The organism is Prosthecobacter vanneervenii, from assembly GCF_014203095.1.
GTDB classification, from domain to species: Bacteria; Verrucomicrobiota; Verrucomicrobiia; order Verrucomicrobiales; family Verrucomicrobiaceae; genus Prosthecobacter; species Prosthecobacter vanneervenii.
Map to the genome: position 1 here is coordinate 1 of NZ_JACHIG010000004.1, position 22579 is coordinate 22579.

18 protein-coding genes and 1 pseudogene are annotated in these 22579 nt (G+C 59.9%); 11 read left to right on the top strand and 8 right to left on the bottom strand.

The window, feature by feature from the left end:
• Positions 1-577, top strand: a pseudogene (locus tag HNQ65_RS10130) (hypothetical protein); the annotation flags it as partial.
• Positions 578-681: 104 nt separating this feature from the next.
• Here HNQ65_RS10130 and HNQ65_RS10135 read toward each other — a convergent pair.
• Both HNQ65_RS10135 and HNQ65_RS10140 read right to left on the bottom strand, forming a co-directional pair.
• On the bottom strand, positions 682-3639 hold the full coding sequence (locus HNQ65_RS10135) for a PAS domain-containing protein (protein WP_184339417.1): 2958 nt from the start codon (positions 3637-3639) through the stop codon (positions 682-684).
• A 131-nt stretch (positions 3640-3770) separates the two neighbouring features.
• Entirely contained in the window at positions 3771-4211 is a 441-nt protein-coding gene (locus HNQ65_RS10140; protein WP_184339418.1) for a 23S rRNA (pseudouridine(1915)-N(3))-methyltransferase RlmH, read from the bottom strand.
• A 170-nt stretch (positions 4212-4381) separates the two neighbouring features.
• Between HNQ65_RS10140 and HNQ65_RS10145 the strand changes: the two genes are divergently transcribed.
• The 4 genes from HNQ65_RS10145 (at position 4382) to HNQ65_RS10160 (ending at position 7968) form a co-directional block, all read left to right on the top strand.
• Positions 4382-5140, top strand: a complete 759-nt coding sequence (locus HNQ65_RS10145; protein WP_184339419.1) for a hypothetical protein — start codon at positions 4382-4384, stop codon at positions 5138-5140.
• 128 nt (positions 5141-5268) lie between these two features.
• On the top strand, positions 5269-6072 hold the full coding sequence (locus tag HNQ65_RS10150) for an MlaE family ABC transporter permease (RefSeq protein ID WP_184339420.1): 804 nt from the start codon (positions 5269-5271) through the stop codon (positions 6070-6072).
• 4 nt (positions 6073-6076) lie between these two features.
• Positions 6077-6871, top strand: coding sequence for an ABC transporter ATP-binding protein (locus HNQ65_RS10155; RefSeq protein WP_246438082.1), 795 nt, complete (start codon positions 6077-6079; stop codon positions 6869-6871).
• A gap of 44 nt (positions 6872-6915) precedes the next feature.
• On the top strand, positions 6916-7968 hold the full coding sequence (locus HNQ65_RS10160) for an MlaD family protein (RefSeq protein WP_184339421.1): 1053 nt from the start codon (positions 6916-6918) through the stop codon (positions 7966-7968).
• Positions 7969-8117: 149 nt separating this feature from the next.
• On the opposite strand, the gene HNQ65_RS10165 is transcribed toward HNQ65_RS10160, so the two are convergent.
• Together HNQ65_RS10165 and HNQ65_RS10170 are read right to left on the bottom strand one after the other, a co-directional pair.
• Positions 8118-11675: an MBG domain-containing protein gene (locus tag HNQ65_RS10165; RefSeq protein WP_184339422.1), complete on the bottom strand. Its 3558-nt coding sequence runs from the start codon at positions 11673-11675 to the stop codon at positions 8118-8120.
• A gap of 282 nt (positions 11676-11957) precedes the next feature.
• Positions 11958-12596: an RNA polymerase sigma factor gene (locus HNQ65_RS10170; RefSeq protein ID WP_184339423.1), complete on the bottom strand. Its 639-nt coding sequence runs from the start codon at positions 12594-12596 to the stop codon at positions 11958-11960.
• A 143-nt stretch (positions 12597-12739) separates the two neighbouring features.
• Between HNQ65_RS10170 and HNQ65_RS10175 the strand changes: the two genes are divergently transcribed.
• Positions 12740-14362 (top strand): sensor histidine kinase, encoded by a 1623-nt coding sequence (locus HNQ65_RS10175; RefSeq protein WP_184339424.1) that lies wholly within the window; start codon positions 12740-12742, stop codon positions 14360-14362.
• Positions 14363-14393: 31 nt separating this feature from the next.
• On the opposite strand, the gene HNQ65_RS10180 is transcribed toward HNQ65_RS10175, so the two are convergent.
• Both HNQ65_RS10180 and HNQ65_RS10185 read right to left on the bottom strand, forming a co-directional pair.
• Entirely contained in the window at positions 14394-15302 is a 909-nt protein-coding gene (locus tag HNQ65_RS10180; protein ID WP_184339849.1) for a hypothetical protein, read from the bottom strand.
• Positions 15221-16318 (bottom strand): alpha/beta hydrolase, encoded by a 1098-nt coding sequence (locus HNQ65_RS10185; protein ID WP_184339425.1) that lies wholly within the window; start codon positions 16316-16318, stop codon positions 15221-15223. The genes HNQ65_RS10180 and HNQ65_RS10185 overlap by 82 nt, the downstream gene beginning before the upstream one ends.
• A 131-nt stretch (positions 16319-16449) precedes the next feature.
• Here HNQ65_RS10185 and HNQ65_RS10190 point away from each other — a divergent pair, with 131 nt between their 5' ends.
• Complete coding sequence (locus HNQ65_RS10190) at positions 16450-16764, top strand: spore coat protein (protein WP_184339426.1); 315 nt, start codon at positions 16450-16452, stop codon at positions 16762-16764.
• Between the two features lie 114 nt (positions 16765-16878).
• Here the strand turns inward: HNQ65_RS10190 and HNQ65_RS10195 are convergent, their stop codons facing one another.
• A complete protein-coding gene (locus HNQ65_RS10195; protein ID WP_184339427.1) occupies positions 16879-18363 on the bottom strand; it encodes a protein adenylyltransferase SelO in 1485 nt (494 codons plus the stop codon).
• A gap of 132 nt (positions 18364-18495) precedes the next feature.
• Here HNQ65_RS10195 and HNQ65_RS10200 point away from each other — a divergent pair, with 132 nt between their 5' ends.
• From HNQ65_RS10200 to HNQ65_RS10210, 3 genes are all read left to right on the top strand, one after another.
• The gene (locus HNQ65_RS10200; RefSeq protein ID WP_221306115.1) at positions 18496-19101 is read left to right on the top strand and encodes a tRNA (mnm(5)s(2)U34)-methyltransferase; all 606 of its coding nucleotides are present in this window, start codon (positions 18496-18498) and stop codon (positions 19099-19101) included.
• 80 nt (positions 19102-19181) lie between these two features.
• Positions 19182-20087 carry a sugar phosphate isomerase/epimerase family protein gene (locus HNQ65_RS10205; RefSeq protein WP_184339428.1) on the top strand — a complete coding sequence of 302 codons (906 nt, stop codon included), beginning with the start codon at positions 19182-19184 and terminating at the stop codon, positions 20085-20087.
• A 45-nt stretch (positions 20088-20132) separates the two neighbouring features.
• The gene (locus HNQ65_RS10210) at positions 20133-20915 is read left to right on the top strand and encodes an NIPSNAP family protein (RefSeq protein ID WP_184339429.1); all 783 of its coding nucleotides are present in this window, start codon (positions 20133-20135) and stop codon (positions 20913-20915) included.
• Between the two features lie 60 nt (positions 20916-20975).
• Here the strand turns inward: HNQ65_RS10210 and HNQ65_RS10215 are convergent, their stop codons facing one another.
• Entirely contained in the window at positions 20976-21398 is a 423-nt protein-coding gene (locus HNQ65_RS10215; protein ID WP_184339430.1) for a thioredoxin family protein, read from the bottom strand.
• 186 nt (positions 21399-21584) lie between these two features.
• Here HNQ65_RS10215 and HNQ65_RS10220 point away from each other — a divergent pair, with 186 nt between their 5' ends.
• Positions 21585-22568 carry a hypothetical protein gene (locus tag HNQ65_RS10220; protein WP_184339431.1) on the top strand — a complete coding sequence of 328 codons (984 nt, stop codon included), beginning with the start codon at positions 21585-21587 and terminating at the stop codon, positions 22566-22568.
• Positions 22569-22579: the final 11 nt, after the last annotated feature.

A 22579-nucleotide genomic window follows, 5' to 3' on the forward strand; every position in this document is an offset into this window, starting at 1 on the left:
ACAAGCTTGCTCGCCACTTCCTCTCCCTCATTCAGTTTGCCTCCGTCATCGACTGGCTCAGATATGGCTCTTGAGGGTTTTCAAACACGGCCTAGCCAGCTACGAACGCAATGAAGACGGCACGCAGACTTGCGCCGCTCGTGGCACATACAAGGGCGCAGAGGTCGGCTTTCGAGTTCGGCTGCCTTCCGAGTGGAAGCCAGGCACCTTGGGGAATACGGGCATAACCACTTATCAAGCCACAATCACCCTTGAAAGCCTGGGCGCGGCCAGTGATTGCTTCGTCGTAGCGCTGGGAGACTTGTATGGCGGTGAGCTGCGCCCCACCAGCATGGCCCCACAGGTGACTTTCACCGCCATTAGCCTGGAGGGCACCCCAGCCACGCTCGAGAAGGGGGCGACGAAGATCAAACTGTTCTTCGAGCCCACGGAAGATTCGGAGGAGGCCAGCGAGCTGTTCTATGCCGAACACTATTTGAACATTGATCTTGAATCTCGGACAGTTGAGTTTCACGAGAAGGATGATTCCTACAGAGATGCTGTCTTGAGAGCTCTCTCTGGTGAGATAAAAAAATGAACCTGCCGCACGTGGGCAACCTGGCATGATATTGAGAGCAATGTGGAACGGTCTGTTGGTCTAGTAGACAGCGTTCATCCCCATTGGAGATCGCACATCTGGCATCAGCCCTCGGTGGAGGAAATCGGGAAGCGCAGCTTGATCTCCGTGCCTTGGTCTGGATTCCCCCGCACATAAAGCTGGCCGCGCATCTGCTCGGCAAAAACGGCGAGGATCTTGAGGCCGAGGCCGCTGCCTTCTCCCGGATGAAAATCTGCCGGCAGGCCCACGCCGTCATCGAGGATGACGAGCTCTCCAGTGCCGTGTTTGTAGTTCAGCACAGCGCTGACCTGGCCTTTGCGACCGTGCGGGTAGGCGTGCTCAAAGCAGTTGGAGAGAGCCTCATTCAGCGTCAGCGCCAGAGGCATGAGCCACTCCTGCTCCACTGAGCCTTCCTGGAGCTGCAGCTTCACCTTGATCTGCTCCTCCTTCATTTCATAGCACTCGCGCAGATGCGCCACGAGATCGCGGGCAAAGTCGTTGAAGGTGTCTCCTCTGCCCAGCGCCACCTGATAGAGATGCTGGTGCAGAGCGGCGATGGCGCGGACTCGGTTCTGGCTGGAGCGCAGGGCATTGCGTGCATCCTGATCACTCACGCCATTGATCTGCATGTTAAGCAGGCTGGAGATGATCTGAAGATGATTTTTGATGCGGTGATGCGTCTCGGTGAGCAGGAGCTTCTCGCGCTCCAGATTCACCACCGGCCAGCGCTGGCTGGAGGGAGCCACCACCTGGTAGGCCACCGGCGTGGCTGCATGGACGGCAGGTGCGGTCTGCATCTGCGCCGCCCCTGGGGCATCGCCAGCAGGACTGCTGTGACTGGAGAGCTCGATGCCGCCAAACTCCAGCACGCGCGCGGTGGTTTCCACCTCGCCGCGCTTGCCATTGCCGCCAAAGAACGGACGCCTGACGATATTGTCTGGGTGTGCGGCCTGATCTGCCAGATCGGTGAAGAAACCGGTGGCGTCCGAAGGACGGAAGAACTGGTGCAGCGGGCGGCCGATGGCTGCGGCGGCCTCGATACCAAAGACATGCTGCGCATGCTCCGTCCAGCTGCGCACCCTGCCGTTGGCATCGGTAGTCAGCAAGATGTGGCTGATGGGCTGGGAAGGAGCGTGGAAAGGTCGCGTGAGTGGCGGTGCCGCAGGGAAGGAAGGCACGGGTGCGGCCCCATGCTCCGGCAGTTCCTGCAGATAATGAATGGTGCAGTGTGCCTCACCCTGGGCATCCTGCACCACAGCGATGTGCAGCATGGCGCGGGAGAAGCCGCCGCCTGGGCGCTTGATCTGCACGCTGATGGATTCTGACTGCCTGCCGCTGATGCGAAGGGTGCGCAGCGCATCCCTCCGTGCGGTGGCGCTTTCAGGGTCCAGCCACGCATCCAGCGGGTAGCGGCGCAGCTCCGACTTGGCCTGTCCCAGCAGCGCCTCGGCATGCTGGTTGACTTCAAAGATCACGCCCGCCTTGTCCGTCATCACCAGCGCCACGGGGCTGCCCTGCATGAGCGTGCGCAGTTTGGCCTCCATGCTGCGCAGCTGCTCTTCATGACGTGTGTGCTCGGTGGCGTCCTGAATGCTCACGAGCAGTCCGCCGCTGGGCAGCGAGACGGGATGAAATTCCAGCTCCTTGAGCAGGCCGTCAGCCGTAGCCAGAGAAACGGTACGCGTGAGCTGCCTGCGCCACACGCTCTCCCGCCAGGCCATGACCACCTGGGCGCGGTGCTCTTCGGTGGGGCAGCCATGCGCCAGCCAGCTTTCCACATTTTGCTCGGGGTCCAGCGGGCGGCCGAGCAGCTTGGCCAGGCGCTCGTTTTGAAACACAGGTGTGCCGCGCTCATCCAGAACAAAGACTCCGCAGGGGATGCTCTCCAGGTAACTGCGCAGCCGTCCCTCACGACGGGCAAAGGTCTGCTGCGCCTCGGAGAGCGTGCGCAGTTCCTGGCGCGCACGGGAGAGCTCCGTCTCCAGGCGCTGCAAGGCACCGTCGTCCACAGCCGGTGCGGGCGCTGGCTGGGCCAGGAAAGCCGGCGGCGGTGTGACAGGAGCTGGTATCACCGGCTCAGGCGGACTGTAGAGCAGACCGCCCTCCAGCGCCGTCTGCGGGGAGAGACCCATCAGCATGAACTGCCGGGGCGCATTCTCTCCGCCTTTGCTGGCCAGTGCTGAGACCAGCCAGCGAGATGGCGCGCCATATTCTGCGGAAAAGTCGTTTCGGGTGATGATGCAGCCGGGAGTAGGTTCCTGGCTGAGCGCCACATTGGTCAGCACCTCCAGTGTTTGCAGTCGCAGGGCACCGTGGTCGCGTCCCGGGCCGAAGATTTCCCAGAAGCAGGTGCTGCCCTCCTGAATGCCTTTGTCCAGGGTCAGATGGGCTGCAGCCACATTGGCGCGCAGGATGACTCCGTCTTCATTCAGCACCAGCATGGGCATGGCGCAGTCCAGGGCGTCGGGGGCCTTCGCCTCAGGTGGGGTGTCCTCCAGATCCTCGATGTGGGAGGGTAGTTTGGAATCGTCTTCGGCGGAACGCTGGCGTGAGCTGAACTTCTCGCAGGTGACCATGAGGCCTCCTACAGAGGCATCCCGCTTCTTGCGCCAGGGGCGCACCTCCCAGCGGTACACCAGATGGCGTCCATCAGGGCCGCTGAGCGCGTCGTGCTCACTGCGGACGATGTGTCCCTGAAGCGCACGCTCATAGACCTGCCGCCAGCCTGGGTGCAGGCCGGGAAAGATTTCATACTGGCTCTTGCCCACCAGTGGCTGCACCTGCTGCAGGCCAAATTCGGAGATCCACTGCCGGTTGGCCAGCATGTAGCGCATGCTGCGGTCAAACATGGCCATGGCCACCGGGGCGTTTTCCACCAGCACACCCAGCACCAGCTCCATGTCCTCGGATTCATTCTTGGTGGGCTCCCCACCTCCTGCCGATCTCGTGGTAGGAGGATCCTTGAACTCATCGCGCGTCTTCTCCGCAGGCGCTGCCTGCGCCTTGGGATGAATGACATTTCTGAGGACCGAGGAAGACATTTCGAGACTTGTTGAGAAAATTTAAAATTTAAGTCCTCCCAAGTTATCAGCAAGGCGAAAAACAGAAGAATTGATTCTCAATTCAGCAATATTATAGCCTGAAGTGCAATGGGAGCAATTGGGCGGAATATTCATTCCCGATGATAAGGCTCTCCCTTGATAATGGTGTAGGCACGATAAATCTGCTCCATCAACATCACCCAGGCGATGTCGTGCTGCATCGTTAATGAGGAAAGAGACCAGCACACGCGGGCCTTGGCGCGTAACTGGGTCGAATGACCGTCAGCACCGCCGATGACGAGGCAGACGCGTTTACGTCCGGAGACCTCTTCCTGCTGGATCCAGCGCGCCATTTCCACACTGCGCAGCTGCTTGCCTCGCTCGTCCAGCAAAATGCACAACTCTCTTGCGCAGGCAGCCTCGATCTGTTTCTCCACTTTTTCGAGAGGCCCCTCTTTAATGATGATATGCTCAAAGTGGCTGTAGTGTTGCAGCCTCTTCCAATAGAGGTCCACGGCCTCCTTGACCCAAGGATGGCCGGGTTTTCCAACGGTGATGATGCGCCACTGCATGAGAGACAAAAGCCCACATCAGCAGGAGATGATCAACATGTCCATGATATTATTGTGGTTTTAATAAAAGTGGATATTGTTACTTAGCATTACCATCCTTGTTGTTGCATAATTTAAAAAGATCGTTAAATTGAGAATGCTAATTCAAAAATTAACCGCCCGATAAGCCTATGTCTAAAGCTCCTCTTACTTCGGTTCATCTCGTCGCTACTGGCCTTGCGGCGGTTATGATGGCCTCCTGTGCCGTCCCGCCCCGCCAAGCCTGGCAGCAGATCCAGACTCAGGGTCTCTTCTCTTATTACATGGGAAATGAGAGCCGCCCGCTGGGTGCTGGAAACCGCAGCACTCCTGTAGTCGTGCAGAGCAACACCCCTGCTCAGACTCCTGCTGCTCCTGTCGTGGGTCCTGACCGCCCTGCCACCCCCCCACCGGCCATGCTGAATGCTTCCACCATGCCCGTGGCGCAGACAGTCCCAGACCTTCCCGGTTATGTACGCACTCCCTTCACCAATCCGCCGCGTCTTGTGGATGTGCGTGGCATGGCTGCGGGCTCCAAGGTGGTGTGCCCCTATACCCAGCGTCCCTTCCTGGTGCCTGGCAGTGTGAGCGCCACCAGCGTGGCCTCCAGCCGCCCGAAAACTCCGGCTGAGCCAGAGCGTCCACGCACCACGCCTCCAGTGGAAGCCAACACCAATGTGGCCGCAATGACCAAGCCCGCGCCTTCTGCCCCGAGCACACCGGCTCCCGTCACAGCACCTACCACCGCCGCTCCTGAGCTGCCGTATGGTACCGCCATCGCCGGCCGCCCCGGTTTTGTGAACAGCCCCTATGCCGCCAAGCATCAGCTGGTGGACGTAACCGGCCTCCCTGTCGGTATGGAAGTGAAGTGCCCCTACACCGGCAAGCTCTTCCGCGTTCCTCCGCAGTAGGCTCCGGCTTTACCCAGCATTGCTCAATCACCCGCCCCGTCTGGAAAAAATCCGGACGGGGCTTTTCATTTTTTATCTGCGTGTACCGTGATTTGCCTTCACGCCACAACATGCGATGATGGCGCGCAATGGAATTCCCCACTGGCCCGTTGACCCTTGCGGGCCGCACGTTTTTACATTTTCTGGTCTATCTCGGGCAGCTCACCTCACTGATGAAGGAGCTGTCGATTGCCGTGCGCTCCGGTGTCTGGAGGCTGCGGCTGGTGGCGCAGCAGATTGTCTCCATCGGCTATGGTTCCCAGGCGGTGGTGATAGTGACCGGCGCCTTCACCGGGGCGGTGTTCACGTTTCAGAGCTACGCCAAGTTCAAAGATTTTGGCTTTGAGACGACGGTGGGCGCCGTGGTGTCTGTGGCGCTGTGCCGTGAGCTGGGACCAGTGCTGGCCGGACTGATGGTGGCAGGCCGTGTGGGTGCGGCGATGGCTGCCGATATCGGCACCATGAAGGTCACGGAGCAGGTGGACGCACTGCGCGTCATGGGCGTGCATCCGGTGGACTATTTGGTGCTGCCGCGCTTTCTGGCCATGATGGTCTCCATGCCCTTCCTGGTGGCGGAGAGCATTTCCTTTGGTCTCTTTGCCTCGTATCTGGTCACGAGCTTTGGCTATGACATGCCTTCGGCATGGTATCTGACCCACATGCTCGACCACACCAACATGGAGGATCTCAGCATCGGCATGATCAAAGGTTTTGTCTTCGGCATGCTGATCACTCTGATCTCCTGCCATCAGGGGCTGAATGCAGAAAATGGTGCCGTGGGTGTGGGCGCAGGTACCACGCGTGCTGTGGTGATCTCATCGCTGGTGATGCTGATCGTGAATTTCTTTCTTTCCATCCTGCTGAACTACGTCTTTCCCATCGGGACCGTCTAAGCCCATGGCTGAATCCTCCTCCAACATGACGAAGCCTGCACCCGCAGAAAGCGGACGTGCCTTCATTGAACTGATCAATGTCAGCAAGCGTTTCGGCAGCCAGGTGGTGCTCGACAACGTCAATCTCTCCCTGCAGCATGGGGAGACACTCTGCATCATCGGCCCCAGCGGCGAGGGCAAAACCGTCACGCTCAAGCACATCATCGGCCTTCTCAAGCCCGACAGCGGAGATATCTACGTGGACGGCATGCACGTGAATCGCCTCAAGGAGCGCGAGATGGCGCCCATTCGTCAGAAGGTCAGCATGCTTTTCCAGGGCGGCGCGCTCTTTGACAACCTGACTGTGGAGCAAAACGTGGCCTTCCCGCTGCTGGAGCATGGCCTCCGGGACCGTGAAGAGATCGACCGCCGGGTGCGGGCCGCGCTGCAGGCCGTAGATTTGGACGAGCACCGCTTCAAATACCCCACCAGTCTCTCTGGTGGCATGCGTAAGAGAACCGGCATCGCCCGCGCCATCATCGACCGCAGCGAGTGCATCCTGTACGACGAGCCCAACTCGGGCCTCGACCCTATCGGCTCGGACATCATTGACCAGATGATCCTGCGCATGCAGCGCCGCTACAAAGTGACCTCCGTCATCGTCACGCATGACATGCGCAGCATCTTCAAGATCGCCAACCGTGTGGCCATGCTCTACCGTGGCCAGATCCGCTTCCTCGGCACGCCCCAGGAGCTGCGGGATTCCCAAGATCAGATCGTGCAGGACTTCATCAATGGCCGCTCTGACGTGACCGGCTGACCTGCCGCATAGCTTTCTTCATCCTCATTCCACTTCATCATCTCATGATCGACAGCGACAAAAAAACCGAAATGCTCGTCGGGCTTTTCATGTTCGTCGGGCTTCTTCTGCTCGGCGGCCTCATCCTCATGTTTGGGCGTGTGCGCGAGGTCTTCAAGGACACCTACCATCTTCGCGTGGCGTTTCCAAACGCTGCCGGCATCAAGGAGGGCTCTCCGATCTTCCTCGGCGGCTCCCGCGTGGGCAAGGTGGACAAGAAACCGCAGCTCAATGACACCTTCACCGGCGTTATCCTGGATCTTGAGCTCTTCAAGGACGTGATGATCCCTGCGGACGCCTCCTTTGCCATCGGCTCCGCAGGCCTGATGGGAGATGCGCTGGTGGAGATCAAGCCCACCGGCAAGCAGACAAGCGCCTTCCTCCCGCATGACCTCGACAAGGTCATCGAAGGTGAAAAGGGCGGTGGTCTCAACGACCTGCAAAGCCAGGCTGAAAAGGTGGGCAAAAAAGTGGATGTGGTGCTGGATGACGTGCGCACCGCACTCAAGGATGTCCAGGGCGCCATGGGCAAGGTGAACAAAGAAGCGCTCTCAGACACGACGATCCAACACTTCAAAGAGGGCATCGAGCATCTGAACAACACGCTCAAACGGGTGGATGAAAAAGTGCTGGGAGACGAAAACTCCCTGGCTCTCAAGACAGCTCTGGCAGACTTCAAAGCCGCGGCAGCCAGCTTCAAGGTGGCCGCCAAAAACGTGGAGGAATCCTCCGCCAAGCTCGGACCCATGTTAGACAAGCTGGACCCTGCCATCGCCAAGGCCGACAAAGTCATGACCACGGCGGATGAATCTCTGCAGTCCATCAAGAAGGCCGCTGACAGCTTTGCCCTGGCCGCCTCTAACATCACCACCGGCAAGGGTCTGCTGGGCGCGCTCATGAACGACGAGCGCCTCATGACCGACTTCCGCGACCTGATTTACAACTTCAAGGTCAACGGCCCGCTCTGGTACAAGGACACCGCCGAAAGGCTGCGTGCGGAAGAAGCCAAGAAGCTGCATCCCGAGGAGTCCCAGCCGAAGCGTGGTATCTTCAGGTAAAAAGTATACGCTATGGCGGAGAGGGCTCGTCCCGATGCTTCGAGCCGTCGCAGAATCAATTCATCCAACGTTTTGATGGCCGGCTGGGCCGCGTGGTGTCGTGGTTGAGTTGACGGTATCTTGACGAGCCAGCTGCTCCCAAACCATGATTACGGTGTGCCGAAGATCAGGCGCATAAAGCGGCGGGTGGTATTGCCGCTGCTGAGGGTATCGCGAGCGCGCACGGTCTGCACAGGACCGTCTGTGATGACTTCCAGCGTGACTGGGTTCCAGCTGCCGAATGAGTCAGTGGACTCTGCAGAGTAGGTGACGTCCGGCAGGGCCTTGGGCCGGGTGAAGATGAGCGTGAGTCCGTTGGCATCCACCGTAGGCTGCGGTGGTGTATTGCGTGCCAGCGGATCAGTGCCCATGGCGTACTCTGCCAGATTTTTCACGCCATCGCCATCCGGGTCTGCATTGTCGGCGGAAAGACCTGCGGAGATCTGGCCGGCGGTGAAGTGCTGTGACTTCCAGCTGCTGGAACTCTGCCCCTGGATGACGAGTGTGCCGCCCTGGGTGCCGGTGTAGTTGGTGTCGGAGATGCTGGCCGCCACCGTGTAGCTGCCGAAGCCGGAGGGCGCGGTGGAGGATCCGTTGTAGGTGATGTTGACCGTCAGCCCCACAGGCGTGGTCACCGCAGTGACGGGCTTGGCTGCGCCATCGTAGACTTGAGTGAGGCCGCTGAGCGCGATACTGGCGGTGGCCTGTGCTACGTTCAGGGTGCCGTTGGCGGTGCCCTGATAGTTGGTGTCGTTGATCGTGGCGACAATAGGATAGCTGCCAGCGTTGGTGGGTGCGCTGGAAGAGCCGTTGTAAGTGTAGGTAACCGTAAGGCCATTAGGCGTCGTGGTGGAGGTGACGGTCCTGGCAGTGCCGTTGTAGGTCTGAGAAAGACTGCCAAGACTGATGCTACCGCTGGCTTTGGAGATGGTGAGTGTGCCGTTGGCGGTGCCCTGATAATTGGTGTCGTTGATGGTGGCGACAACAGGATAGCTGCCAGCGTTGGTGGGAGCAGTGGAGGAGCCGTTGTAAGTGTAGGTCACCGTGAGGCCGTTGGGTGTTGTCGTGGAGGTGACACTCTTGGCGGTGCCGTCGTAGGTTGGAGAAAGACTGCCAAGGCTCACTGTTGCAGTCGCTTTGGCGATGGTCATGCTGCCGGTGGCGGAGCCTTGGTAGTTGGTGTCATTGATGGTCCCCACCACCGTATAGGTTCCGGCGTTGGTGGGAGCAGTGGAAGAGCCGTTGTAGGTATAGGTGACTGTGAGGCCGCTAGGTGTGGTGGTGGACGTGGCGGTCTTGGCGGTGCCGTCGTAAGTGGGGGAAAGACCGCCTAAATTCACAGTGCCACTGAGTTTGGGCACGGTGATACTAAAACTCTGAGTGGTTGTGCCGTTGCTATTGGTGGCTGTTACGACTCCACTGTAGGTGCCTGCGGTGCTGCAGGTGCCGGAGATGACACCTGCAGAGCTTAGGGTCAGTCCCGCTGGCAGTGCTCCTGACGTGACAGAGAAAGTCGGCACAGGATAGCCGGTTGCAGTATAGGTGAAAGAATAAGCGGAGCCCACTGCACCATTGGCGCTAGGCGCTGCACTGGTAATGGAGGGGGCTTGATTCACGGTCACTGCAAAAGTCTGCGACACAGTGTTTCCATCCAGATCTGTTGCGGTGACGGTCACATTGCTCTGACCGCCAGCCACGCCATTGATCTGCAGGTTGGTGCCGCTGATGCTGGCGCTGACGGCTGAAGAGTTGGTGTTGCCGGTGACACTGTAACTCAGCACGGCCACGGGGGCAGCGGAGGTGATGGTGACCATCTTTGTCGTATCCATCGTGGAGCCACTGGTCACCGGCCAGTTGGTCAGCGAGGTGTTGGCGGTGCCGTCCACATTCACCGTGCTGCTTACTGTGGGCAGGGCTGCGATGGCGTTGGCTGTGGTCATGCCGCTGCCAGCCACACGCGCAAAAACGGTGAAGCCACCGTTTTGGTTGTCCAGGTTGCTGCTGTTGTCCGCCAGATTGACAAAAAACTGGTCTGTGGCGCTGTTGGGGTCAGAGCCCAGCTTGGCCATGGCCACAGTGCCTGTCAGGTTGGAGATGCCGGGCTCATTGGTGGGAGACGCGGTCGTGGTAATGGAGGTGAAATTGTTTGGCGATGACAGTACCTTGAAGCCCCCCCCTTGAATGACGAATCCGGGCACAGAGCGGTGAAACACAGCCCCGTTGTAGTTTCCGCTGTAGCTGGCGTTGTTGACGTAGCTGAGGAAATTCGTCACCGTGTTCGGTGTGGCGGTGTTGTAGAGAATGAAGTCCATGTTCCCCATGTTGGTGATGAGGCGCACGGCGGATTCAGAGTCGGGATCTGAAAATTTGTCTGTGAGGGAGATGGAGGTGTTGCCGCCGCTGGCCAGCGTCTGGCTGCTGATAGTGGTGCCGGTCAATGGCGCGGCAGGGGCTCGGATGATTCGAAGTTTGAGCGTGTTATTGGTGGTCCATCCGCTGCTAAACGTGGCCGTCATCGGGCAGCTGAACACGCCTGTCACCGTTGGTGTGCCGGAGACGAGCCCTGTGCTGCTGTTGAAAGTGAGGCCGGTGGGCAGGCCCGTGATGCTCCACGAAGTGCGCGAGGATGCCGTGCTGACGGTTGCTTGATAAGAGAAGGCCTGGTTGTAGGTGATAGGCTGGTAGGTGCGACTGGTGAAGCCGTCCTTGGTGGTTGTTGTAGCGGTGTTGCTGGCCGAGGAAAGGATGACTGAGGTGCTCTGATAGGCGGCATACACCTGGAAGTCATAGGCGGTGCCGGGGTTGAGGCCAGTTACGCTATACGAGGTTGCGTTTGCAGCCGTGTAGTTAAGCAAGGTATAGCTGCCTGTTCCGCTGCTGCGGTAATAGACCGCATAGCCACCCTCAGCGGCAGAGTTGTCCGTCCAAGCCAGGTTCACCGTGCTCTCAGAGGCGGTGGTGGCCGTGAGGCCGGTGGGCGCAAAGAAGGGTGTGGTGACAGACACCGTGTTGGAATAGGAAGTGTAGGCCGTGGGACTGGCGGACGTGCCCTGGAAGCCACGAATGCGGAACTGATAGGCCGTGCCCGGAGCCAGGCCGGGGAAGTTCACATTGGAGAGGCTGGCACCTGTGTTTCCTCCTGAGACGAAACCGGTGGAGGCGGGGTTGTATTCGTAGAAATAGCCCGCCTCGGAGTAGGAGTTGTCCACAACCGCGAAGCGCACGGTGGATTCATTAGTGATCGTGGTCGTGGCGATCACCGGCGTGCTGAAGGATGCGGGCGTGACGGTGATGGTATTGGTGTAGCTGGTGCTGTTGCCTGCGTTGAAGGCTCCGACGTAGGCGCATACCTGGAAGGTGTATGTGGTGCCGGCCGACAACGTGAGTCCGACGTATACAGTACCCTTACTGGCGCTGGTAGTAGAGGTCACCTGAAAGTGCTGTGTGCCACTGCCGTTTACCGTGTAGGCAAAGTCAAAACCGGTTTCATCGGTGGAGTTGTCGTCAAAGCTGAAATAGACAACACTCGCACTGTCTTGGACGGCTGCGCCGAGTGCGGCTGGAGCGCCATTGGGCACACCTGCGAAAGAGGGCGAAGCGCAAAAAAGCGCCAGAAAGCTGATGACGAGAAAGCGCAAACCCCGGAGGGAGAGAATGCTGGAGACCATGATTTGGAGGATTTTTGGGGGAGGGCGGCGAGAGTAACCGCAATGGCCCGACGGCGTCAATCACAGAGGGGCGGACCATGGTGGCGGTGCCCTCTACCTGACATCCCTGCGCGGCAAATGTTCACCACTTTGATGCTGAATAGGCTGAACCTTTAATATTCGGCACTCCCGACGGAAACCCCGGACGGCAGGAGCATGGAGCACTATCCCCAGGCAGAACTTGAAACCTTGAAGATATTTCCGGCCACGCTGCGCTGTGTGACGAAACTTTTACACGCCGAGCTAGGCCAGCACTTCGTGCAGCATCTGCTCGTCTTCCTGCAGCTCCTCCAGAATGAGCGCACGCAGGCGGCGTTTGGCGCGATGCAGGGCGGTGCGCAGGGAGCCTTTCATGGGCTGAGCTGCGCGGCAGCCTTTGACGATCTGGTCTTCCAGGCAGCTCCACACATCAGGATGCCCCTGGGCATGCAGCTCCGCACAGCAGGAGTGCAGCGCACGCTCGATCGCGCCACGGGCCCAGTCGCGGTCCATCTCGTGGTCCGGTGCGGGATGTGAGTCTGCCACGTCGATGTTTTCGCCATTTTCATCGCTGAGGGAAAAGCACACGGCACCGCCACCACGACGCTGCCGGGTGCGGTGCTGCCACCGCTTGATGAGGTGGGTGCGCAGTCGTGCAAACAGGAAGGCAGCCTGCTCTCCATGATCCACAATGGCGGCGGCGCGCTCGTGCTGGCCCTGGGCCACCAGTTTGGCAAAGAGCTCCTGCACAGCGTCCTCGGCGTCGTGCATCTCACAGCCGCGTGCCCTGGCAAAGGCGCAGAGCACCGGCCAGTGGCGGCGGTAAAGCTGAGAGGTGGCGGCGAGGGCGGAGGTATCGGTGGTGTAGCTGCTGCTGGTAGCGTGGTCTTCTCCGAGGTGCATGGCGTGCGTGGGTTGTTTCTTTGAAGCATTTGAGCCGCACGGCATGACGCCAGCCTGCGGCGGAACATTAATTGGCATTTATCTTCGTGCGCACTGCGCCGTGCCGGGTGAAACTCCCCGCAGATACTCCTTCCCCTCCCGGCATGAGCGCCCCGGCCAACACCCGCAGCTTCCGTACCCGCCTGGCCCTGCAGACCATCGTCGTCGCAGGCGCCTTGGTGGCGGGCTTTGGCACCGCTGCATGGTGGTATGCCAGCCGCACGCTGGAGCGCAGCGTGGACGACCGCATCATCGCCCCCGCTCAGCGTGTGTGGAACCGCATCGACCCCTACACCACAGATGCACAATTCAAGATGATCGCCGACCTTGTCTTCGGCACTTCCCCGGACCGTAATTCCACGCATGCCGCCCTCGTGGTACAGGAGCATGCGCAGGGTAAGACGCTTTTCGCAACGCCCAATGCGCCGAAAGATCTGGATGTGTATTTCCGCAGCTGCTTTCCCACGGCCGAGGAAATCCAGCGTGCGCCGCAGGGGCCGCATCCTGGAGGTGCAGGTGGCCCGCCCGGTCCTCCAGGGAGCAGGCGGCGCGAGCCCCCGCCGCCGCGCGGTGGCGGTGGGTTTGACGAGCTGCTTGGCACCCCTGGCTATGACCTCGGACGGCCGCCACCACCGGACGACGAACTGCCCTTCCGCCCGCAGATGCCCATGGTGCGGGAGCCCACCACTTTTACTGCTCGCTCCGGAGGCATCGACTGGCGTTTTGGCGCTTTCAGCAGCCCCAGCTACACCATCTTTGTGGGCCTCTCTCTCACCGACGTCTATGCTGAGATCAACCGCATGGCATGGTGGTACGTGAGCGCCGGTGCGCTGGGGCTGGCTCTGGCGGGCCTCGGTGCACTGTGGACCTCCAGGCAGGCCATGCGCCCGCTGGAGCGCGTGGTGGGGACCGCACAGCGTCTCACGGCCAGCGATCTCGCCGAACGCATCCCGCTGCAAAAGGATGACAACCGCGAATTCGCCCAGCTCATTGACGTGCTCAATGGCATGATGCAGCGCCTGGAGGCCAGCTTTCAGCAGGCCGTGCGCTTCACGGCAGACGCCTCCCACGAGCTCAAGACGCCGCTGGCCATCATGCTGGCGGATCTGGACGATGCCGTGCGCCATTCCACCCCTGGCAGCACTGAGCACGAGCGCTTTACCTCGCTCTTTCAGGAGGCCACACGCCTCAAGCAGATCACCCAGAGCCTGCTGCTTCTCTCTCAGGCAGACGCGGGCCGTCTGCCCACCCATCCAGAAACCTACGACCTCAGCACAGATCTTGAGCGCCTCATCGAGGACGGAGAAATTTTGTGCGAGCAGGCCGGGCTCAAGCTGGAGCACCACATCCAGCCCGGCATCTCGGTGCATGCAGATCGTGCGCTGCTGCAGCAGGTATTTCAAAATCTGCTCAGCAATGCAGTTAAGTACAACCGCCCCGGCGGCAGTGTCTCACTCAGCCTTTCACGCCAGGATGGGATGATGGTTTTCACCGCTCTCAACACCGGCCCCGGTATCCCTGCGGAAAATCAGCAGCGTCTTTTTGAGCGCTTCTTCCGTGGAGACAAAGCCCACACACGCCAAAAAGACGGCTTCGGTCTCGGCCTCAACATCGCCACCGAACTCGCCCGTGCCAACGGTGCCGACCTTCGTCTGGTGAGCTCGAAGGAGGACGAAACGATCTTCGAGGTTCGAATGCCTGCGCAGGCCGAGATGGTGGCGGCGTGATGCTAAATTGTCAGAGCCAAGTCTGCCCCGGTTATTTTTTGCCCATAATACCTGTGGCAGTCTTATTTTTAAATGCTGGTGCGGCAAGGATTTCCCACGTAGCCTCCGGGTTCTCGCGCCTTTGCATGACGCCAGGTTCAGCGGGCACGAGCCCTCGTTTTTTATTCGGCAGGCCCTGTGCTTCTTTCCAGGCATCCATCATGAAGTCGGCCATTCCCGCATACCATTCTAGATCAGGGTTAGGGTACATTTCCCCGTCTGCTAACTTCGCTTTATGATCAAGAGCTGATGTGATCGTAATCTGCATAAGCTTGCTGCCAGTCAGTCCAAAGACCATAAACCCTCTGATGCACAGGAGGTCGAATCCCCGAGGATTTTGAAAAAACAGCCCCGGCGTCCTGGCAATCACTGAAGTCCGGGAGATTCTATGCCAAAGCGCATCATGGGCAGTCTGAGAATCAGCATACTCGTGAAACTCAAAAAGGACGAGGGCTCTGACCTTCGAATCTTTTGGAAAGTCAATTTGGAAACCAGTGCGCATCGAGGAGGAATCCGTTCGAATAGCCTTAGAATCGTCAGCCGGTGCATTTGTTGCAGGCTTTACACTTGGATTAAAAAAGATGTTATAATCGCTTTGTGTGGGATGGAGGTTTGTTAACCGATCCGCCAGGACGGTTTGGAGATTTGCATAAGCATTGAAGCGAGCATCCTCTCCATGGATCAGTCGGGTGGAAAACAAGGCACCTACAATTACCAAAGTTAATTTGGCCGCCATGATCATGACTAGATTTTGTTTAAAAGGTGCCTGGATGCGAATGCTGCGTTCTTCGCCGCAATGAGGGTGGAAGGCTCTTTTCTTTACCGAAACAGCTTCGGCGTGAAGTCGGTGAGATACTGACGCCACACGGGCCAGGAATGATCTCCTGCGGTCTCGTGCCATTCGTGGTTGATGCCGCTGGACTTGAGCTTGTCGATGAGCTGATGATTGCGCTCCAGCAGGAAGTCTTTTTCTCCGCAGGCGATCCACAGCAGCTTCAGTTTTGCATTCGTGCCCGAGGCGTCATTGAGAGCGGGCTTGATTTCGTTTTCATCCACTGCGCCGCTGAAGGAGCCGATCCAGGCAAAGCGGTCGAGATTTGTCATGCCGATGCTCAGGGCCTGCCAGCCGCCCATGCTGAGGCCGGCGAGGGCGCGTTGCGTACGGTCTTTGGACACACGGTAGTGGCTTTCCACCAGAGGGATGGCATCGGTGAAGAGTTCGTCCTTGAAGGCGGCCAGAGAGAGTGCGCGGCGGTCGGCCATGTCCCGTGGCACCTGGCCGAGCGGGTGACCGTCGATCATGAGGATGATCATGGGCTGCGCTTTGCCTGCAGCGATGAGGTTGTCGAGAATCCAGTGTGCCTTGCCATGCTGCACCCAGGTCTCGTGGCGGTCGCCGGAGCCGTGCTGCAGCACAAAGAGCGGGTACTCTTTCGGTGCACCGGACTCATAGCCGGGCGGGGTGTACACCCAGGCACCGCGTTGTTTTTTGAGTGCCTTGGAGAGGTAGATGTGCTGATGCACGGTGCCGTGGGGCACCTCCTGAAAATCCCACGGCGCAGGCGGGCTGGCGGGAATGTGCAGGATGCTGGAGGTGGGGCTGCGCTGGGGCTTCTGTGCCGTGTTGGCGGGGTCGATCATGCTGAGCTCATCCATCACCAGGCTGTACTCCCAGACGCCTGCGGGCACGCTGGGCACCGCCAGAGTCCAGACGCCATCTTCGCCCTTGGTCATGGCCACGGTCTTGCGGTCCCACTGGCCTCTCACGGCCACGTTTTGAGCCTTGGGCGCACGCAGGCGGAAGGTCACGCTGCTGCCATCCTCCGCGATTTCGGGGGAGATGACGGGGCCGCTTTTCTGTGCCAGAGCGGCACAGTGGCAGGTGAAAAGAAACGCGAGGCTAAGGAGGTGCTTCATAGGAGACTCGATGCTGACATAACGGACAGTTAAAGGGAAGACTGGAATATGGATACCACAGTGAGAGGGGGGATATTGTTGAATAGGGGCGGCTGGTGGGCGTCCAACTCAAATAACAACCCACTGTGGTTATGAAAACAAAACTCCTCCTCCTCGTGGCGGCTGTGGTTGCCGCCACCTCTCTGAGCTCATGCTATGTGCCGGGCTACTACGGCTACAGCAACAACTACTACCGACCGTGGGGCTACTACGGCGGGTACGGCATCTACAACAACTACTACGGCCGCCCTGGCTACGCTTACGGCGGCTATCGCGGGCCTTACTTTGGCCGCCCTGCCTACGGCGGTTATCGGCCAGGCTTTGGTGGCTACCATGGTGGCTTTGCCCACACGGGTGGTTTCCACGGCGGCTATCATGGCGGTGGTTTCCACGGCTGGCACCACTGATGCAAATGGCTGCAAGCAGATCATCCCCGGCACTAGGGGCATGATCTGTCCGATCTCACATGCCGCATGCACTCATGCGGCATGTGCTTTTTTCGCAGGTGCGTTTGAGCCAGTTCAGGTGCCGCAGAAGGTCTGATACTCGCCGGGACCAACGCCTGAGGGAGTGGTGTACTCGGCGGGCAGCGTGCGGCTGTGATCAAACGGCCGCGCCAGCACCTCAAGCAAGTGGTGCATGGGAGTCAGATCATCGCGCTCTGAGGCCGCTGCCAGCGCCTCCTCTACCTTGTGATTGCGCGGGATGACAACCGGATTGTGCGCTTGCATGCACTGCTGCACCTCGTCTGCAGACTGGGGCTGTCGGCCCAATCTCTCCTGCCACTGTTTGTGCCAGGCGGTGAAGGCGGCGTCCTCCAGCGGCAGGTTTTTCTCGGTGCTGCTCAGGCTCCGGAAGGCATTGGTAAAATCCGCCTTCTGCTCGCGCATCCAGGTCAGCAGACCCTCGATCAGCGCACGATCCTCCACCTCCTCGGTGAAGAGACCCAGCTTGGCGCGCATGCCAGCCAACCATCGCTGCTCAAAGAGCGTGCGGAAGCTTGAGATCTCCGCGTTGGCCACTTCTATGGCCTGCTTTTCATCGGCATGCAGCAGCGGCAGCAGAGCCTCGGCAAGGCGGGCCAGATTCCACTGCGCCATCTGCGGCTGGTTGCCGTAGGCATAGCGTCCGTGGCGGTCGATGCTGCTAAACACCGTGGCGGGGTCGAAGGCATCCATGAAGGCACAAGGGCCATAGTCGATCGTCTCGCCGCTCAGTGCCACGTTGTCTGTGTTCATCACACCGTGGATGAAGCCCACGCACTGCCATTGCGCGATGAGTGCGGCCTGGCGCTCGATCACCGCACGCAGCAGGGTCAGGCCGGGTTCATTTGTCTCTGCACGGTCCGGGTAGTGCCGCTTCAGAGTGTACTCTGCCAGCGCCTTCAGAGCTTCGTGGTTCTGATGCGCCGCCGCCCACTCAAAGGTACCCACACGGATGTGACTGGCGGCGATGCGTGTGAGCACCGCTCCCGGCTGCACCTCCTGACGCCAGACTTTCTCTCCCGTAGCCGCCACCGCGAGACTGCGCGTAGTGGGAATGCCCAGCGCGTGCATGGCTTCGCTGATGATGTATTCGCGAAGCATCGGTCCCAGCGCTGCACGGCCGTCTCCACGGCGTGAGAAGGGCGTGGGTCCTGAGCCTTTGAGCTGCACGTCAAAACGCTCGCCTGCAGGCGTCACCTGCTCTCCCAGCAGGATGGCGCGGCCATCGCCCAGCCCGGTAAAGTTTCCATATTGGTGTCCCGCATAGGCCTGCGCCAGCGGCTTGGCACCCTCCGGCAGCTCATTGCCTGCAAAGATCGCCGCACGCTCTGCCAGCACTGAGCCGTTGAGTCCGAGCGTTTGCGCCAGCGCGTGATTAAACACGACCATGCGCGGCTCCTTCACCGGTGTGGGGTCCAGGTGCTCGTAGAACAGCGCGGGGAGCTCGGCGTACGTGTGCTCCAGATTCCAGCCACTCAGGCCGGGCGCGGAGACAGAGGATGAAATCACAGACTCAGACATGCAGGGTATACGCCCCTCATCCGCCACGCGGGGCGGCAAGTCCAATGCTCACGCGAAGAGAGAGAAGCACCATCGTCACATCCCGCATGCAAACTCATGGTTTCTGCTCCAAAGGATGCGTCTGATTGCGACATGACACCTGCTCCCCATAAACCTCACCTTGCCAGCCCGAATGGCGGCCTGCCCTCATCCGTGCTGTGGGCGCAACTCATGCTCAAAGACCGCCTGCAGCCCGGAGACGTGGTGGTGGATGCCACGATGGGCAATGGCCATGACACTCTTTTCCTCACGCAATGCGTGAGCCCCGGCGGCCATGTGTATGCGTTTGATGTGCAGGCCGCCGCGCTGGTGGAAACCGCCAAACGCGTGCCTGCGGAGATGACGACCCTCATCCACTCCGGGCATGAAACCATGCGCGAGCACGTGCCGGCTGAGCTTCATGGAAAGATCAGCGCCATCATGTTCAATCTCGGCTACCTGCCCGGTACGGACAAAACGCTCATCACCCGCACTGAGACCACCATGACCGCCGTGCAGGTGGCGCTGGAGCTGCTGCGGCCGGGAGGGCTGCTCACCATCGCCGTGTATCCCGGGCATGAAGGCGGAGCCGAGGAGGGGCGCAGCATCGCCGCGTGGGCTGCGGGGTTGGAATCCCGCCGCTACGAGGTGCAGCATCTGCGCCCGATCAACCGTGCTGCTTCCCCGCCGGAGCTGTGGGTGGTGTGGAAGCGCGGATAATGCGTCATAAACACAGCCGGGCTTGCGCAGGCGCTGGGTACGAGCCCCATTACGATACGTTCTCCAACCATCCGCTCTCCATGCCCACACGCCGCCACTTTCTTCACACCGCACTTGGGTTTGCCACATTGCCCCATCTCGCACAGGCGGCACCGAGTGGCATCGGTCTCGGATTCAGCCTGTATGGCATGAAGACGTTGACGCTGGCAGACGCGCTTAAAACGTGTGCCGAGATCGGCTACTCGAATGTGGAGCTGGCTCTGAACGCAGGCTTTCCTAGCGAGCCCAAGGTCTTCACTGCCGAGGCGCGCAAGCTGGCTGTGGAGCAGCTCGCGGCACTGAAGCTGGACCTGCCCTGCCTGATGGTGAACATCAGCCTGACTGCCGACGACAAGGCCCATGCGCTGGCATTGCAGACCATCCGCGATGCCGCGCAGGTGGCGCGTGACATGAACGCTTTGCAGCCGCCCATCATCGAAACCGTCTGCGGCGGCAAACCGGCCACCTGGGAGCAGCAGAAGGCCGGCATGGTGGAGAAACTGCATGCCTGGGCTGAAGTGGCCGAGAAAGAGAAGACCACCATCGCCATCAAGGCCCACGTGGGCAGCGCGGTGAACTCGCCCGAGCGGCTGCTCTGGCTGCTGGATCAGGTGAAGTCTCCCGCCATCCAGGTGACCTATGACTACAGCCATTTTGAGCTGCAAGGCATCGACATGGAGGAGAGCATGAAGCTCCTGCTGCCGCGCACCAAGTTCATCCACGTCAAAGACGCGAGCGGAGATGCCGCCAAGTTCCAGTTCCTGCTGCCCGGCGAAGGCCGCACCGATTACGTGAAGTACTTCACGGTGCTCAAGCAGCACGGCTACCACGGACCCGTGGTGGTGGAGGTCAGCGGCCAGATCTTCAGCAAGCCCGGCTACGACCCCGTGGCTGCAGCGAAGAAATGCCACGCCGCGCTGGCTGGTGCGCTGGCGAAAGCTGGTTGATCTCGTTTTCCTCTTTCTGATCTGTTCCACCAACTCCCCTCCCCCATGACACGAAGCTCCTTTCTTAAATCCACCGTAGCCGCCACCGGTCTGGTCGGCGCTGTTCAAAGCCTGTCTGCCGCTGATGCACCTGCTGGCGCTCGAGAGTACTTTGAAATTCGCAAATACACACTCAAGAGTCCGGAAAAGCAGGCCGTGCTGGAAGCTTACCTGAAGGACGCCGCCATCCCCGCGCTCAACCGCCTGGGTGTGAAGAATGTGGGCGTGTTTCTGCCAGAAAAGCAGGAAGGTGCCTCTGTGCTATATGTGGTGCTGCGCTACAGCACGCTGGACCAGCTGGCCAAAACGGTGGAACTGCTCTCAGACACCGCGCTGCAGCAGCAGGGCGCAGCGCATCTCGATGCACCTGCCACGGATGTCGTCTTTGACTGCGTGGAAAGCTGGCTGACGCAGGGCATCTCCGGCATGCCAGCCATGGAAGTCCCCGCCAAGGGCGACCAGGTGTACCAGCTCCGCATCTACGAAAGCCCCACGGAGAAGACCGCGAAGAAAAAGATCGAGATGTTCAACATCGGCGAGCTGGAGATCTTCAAGCGCAGTGGTCTGAACGCCGTCTTCTTTGGAGAGACAATCGTCGGGCCGCTCATGCCCAATCTGACCTACATGCTGAGCTTCAGCGATGCTGCGGCCAAGGACAAAGCCTGGGGCACCTTCCGTATGGACCCTGACTGGACCAAGCTCAAGACCACACCCGGATTCACGGACAAGGAGATCGTCTCCCGCATCACCAACATCGTGCTGGTGCCTGCACCGTATTCACAGATCTAGCGATAATGTTGGAGCCGGGATGTTTCCCGGCTCCGCAGTCTCAGGTGGCAGGCTTCGGCTTTATTTCTTTGCTTTGGCCAGCACGCTGGAGAGCGTCTTGGCAAACGCTTCTGGTGAATTGGAGCCAATCTGTTTGTCGATCTCCTTGCCTTCAGGCGTGAGAAACTCGATGTGCGGAATGCTGGTGACGCCGTACTTGGTGGCGACTTTCTCATTACGCTCGTCATCGATGTCGATGTAGGCCCAGACGAATTTGTCGTGATAGGCCTTCACCGCCTCACTGGGATAGACCTCCCTTTTCATGGACTGGCAGGGGCCGCACCAGGCTGCGGAGAAGACCATGATGACGGGCTTGCCGGACTTTTTGGCGGCGCTCATGGCGTAGTCGCTGCTGTCTTTGAATTCGGGGCTGCCTTTGGGGAAATCACTGGCGAGTGCGAGGCCAGTGGCTGCCGCGAGGACGAGAAGAATGGCTTTTTTCATGGCTGGGGTTGGGTGGTGTATGAAAGTGTAACGACTCATACGAGGCAGGGGCGGCGGTTTTATTTCAGGTTTTTCTCTCCCGCTCTCATCGCATGATGAGGATTGACATGCCTGCCGCCTGTCCTAGCCATGCGCATGAAGATTATCCGGTTTCCACTCATGGTGGCGTGTGCTTCCGCTCTTATCATGTCGTCGCTGCCGGCGGCGGCGAACGAAGGATTCTTCTCCAAGGATGGCCAGACCGTGACGCTTGGCTTGGGAGAGCGGGGTATCTCGGGTCTGCTGCAGGTGGAAATAGCCACTGGAAAAGTCACCCAAGCCCCGCTGCCGGCAGAGCTCAAGGATGAAAGCATCGACAGCGTGGCCTGTGGCAGCGAGGGCGAGGCACTCTTTCTGGCCAAGAACGGTGTGTGGGTGTGGACGCCCGGAGCCGCCATACCAGTGAAGCACGTCTGCCCCACCGCGCCTGCCATGAATGCCATGGAGCTTTTTGTTTCCACGGTGCCTGGCACCCCCTTCACCGACTGCCTTTTTGTCAGCGGCAATGAGACTGCAGACGCGGGCAGCCTGGGCTCCTTCTACGGACGTCGCCCGGGTGCTAAAAACGCCTTTCAATCTGTCTTCTGCCGCAGGGTCAGCGATGTCACAGGAGGCATCTTTTCCACGGACGGGCGTCTTTTCTTCATCAGCCGTGGCGATGTGTGGGAGGGCGGGTTCCAGCCGAATGAAGACAACGGCATGGATCGCCTAGGAACGCTGGTGGGCGCACGCATCGCTCCATTGGCTGCGCTCTATACCGATGAAGCTAGCGGAGGCAGTCTGTGGGCGGAGCACGTGGCTCCTGCGGGGGGCTGGCTCTATGTGCAGATGCGCGGACGCCACATGGCCACCGTGCTGCGGCTGCCTCTGCCCGCCAAGCCGCTCTACACGCCTGCCTCGCAGGATACTCCAGGCACAAAAGACCAGCTCTCCGTCATGTCCCACGCCTTGGCCCGGACGGAAGTCATTGCTGAGGACATGGAGTTTGCCAGCGGCTTCTGCGCCACCGAAGTGGATGGCAAGCCGCGCATTTTTTACGTGAGCGACATGGAGGGTGAAAAAGGCCTGGCCATGATGCTGTGGGAAGGTGCAGGCAAGCCGCGTGTCATTGGCCACCTGCCCAGGGAGTAAACCACGCCGCC

What these genes read in the sequence shown, in the direction of transcription:
- HNQ65_RS10155 (WP_246438082.1), top strand. Translation starts at nt 6,077, where the DNA reads ATGGCTGAATCCTCCTCCAACATGACGAAGCCTGCACCCGCAGAAAGC.
- HNQ65_RS10195 (WP_184339427.1), bottom strand. Translation starts at nt 18,363, where the DNA reads ATGTCTGAGTCTGTGATTTCATCCTCTGTCTCCGCGCCCGGCCTGAGT.
- HNQ65_RS10160 (WP_184339421.1), top strand. Translation starts at nt 6,916, where the DNA reads ATGATCGACAGCGACAAAAAAACCGAAATGCTCGTCGGGCTTTTCATG.
- HNQ65_RS10165 (WP_184339422.1), bottom strand. Translation starts at nt 11,675, where the DNA reads ATGGTCTCCAGCATTCTCTCCCTCCGGGGTTTGCGCTTTCTCGTCATC.
- HNQ65_RS10135 (WP_184339417.1), bottom strand. Translation starts at nt 3,639, where the DNA reads ATGTCTTCCTCGGTCCTCAGAAATGTCATTCATCCCAAGGCGCAGGCA.
- HNQ65_RS10175 (WP_184339424.1), top strand. Translation starts at nt 12,740, where the DNA reads ATGAGCGCCCCGGCCAACACCCGCAGCTTCCGTACCCGCCTGGCCCTG.
- HNQ65_RS10170 (WP_184339423.1), bottom strand. Translation starts at nt 12,596, where the DNA reads ATGCACCTCGGAGAAGACCACGCTACCAGCAGCAGCTACACCACCGAT.
- HNQ65_RS10185 (WP_184339425.1), bottom strand. Translation starts at nt 16,318, where the DNA reads ATGAAGCACCTCCTTAGCCTCGCGTTTCTTTTCACCTGCCACTGTGCC.
- HNQ65_RS10200 (WP_221306115.1), top strand. Translation starts at nt 18,496, where the DNA reads ATGACACCTGCTCCCCATAAACCTCACCTTGCCAGCCCGAATGGCGGC.
- HNQ65_RS10210 (WP_184339429.1), top strand. Translation starts at nt 20,133, where the DNA reads ATGACACGAAGCTCCTTTCTTAAATCCACCGTAGCCGCCACCGGTCTG.
- HNQ65_RS10180 (WP_184339849.1), bottom strand. Translation starts at nt 15,302, where the DNA reads ATGGCACGAGACCGCAGGAGATCATTCCTGGCCCGTGTGGCGTCAGTA.
- HNQ65_RS10205 (WP_184339428.1), top strand. Translation starts at nt 19,182, where the DNA reads ATGCCCACACGCCGCCACTTTCTTCACACCGCACTTGGGTTTGCCACA.
- HNQ65_RS10220 (WP_184339431.1), top strand. Translation starts at nt 21,585, where the DNA reads ATGTCGTCGCTGCCGGCGGCGGCGAACGAAGGATTCTTCTCCAAGGAT.
- HNQ65_RS10215 (WP_184339430.1), bottom strand. Translation starts at nt 21,398, where the DNA reads ATGAAAAAAGCCATTCTTCTCGTCCTCGCGGCAGCCACTGGCCTCGCA.
- HNQ65_RS10145 (WP_184339419.1), top strand. Translation starts at nt 4,382, where the DNA reads ATGTCTAAAGCTCCTCTTACTTCGGTTCATCTCGTCGCTACTGGCCTT.
- HNQ65_RS10150 (WP_184339420.1), top strand. Translation starts at nt 5,269, where the DNA reads ATGGAATTCCCCACTGGCCCGTTGACCCTTGCGGGCCGCACGTTTTTA.
- HNQ65_RS10190 (WP_184339426.1), top strand. Translation starts at nt 16,450, where the DNA reads ATGAAAACAAAACTCCTCCTCCTCGTGGCGGCTGTGGTTGCCGCCACC.
- HNQ65_RS10140 (WP_184339418.1), bottom strand. Translation starts at nt 4,211, where the DNA reads ATGCAGTGGCGCATCATCACCGTTGGAAAACCCGGCCATCCTTGGGTC.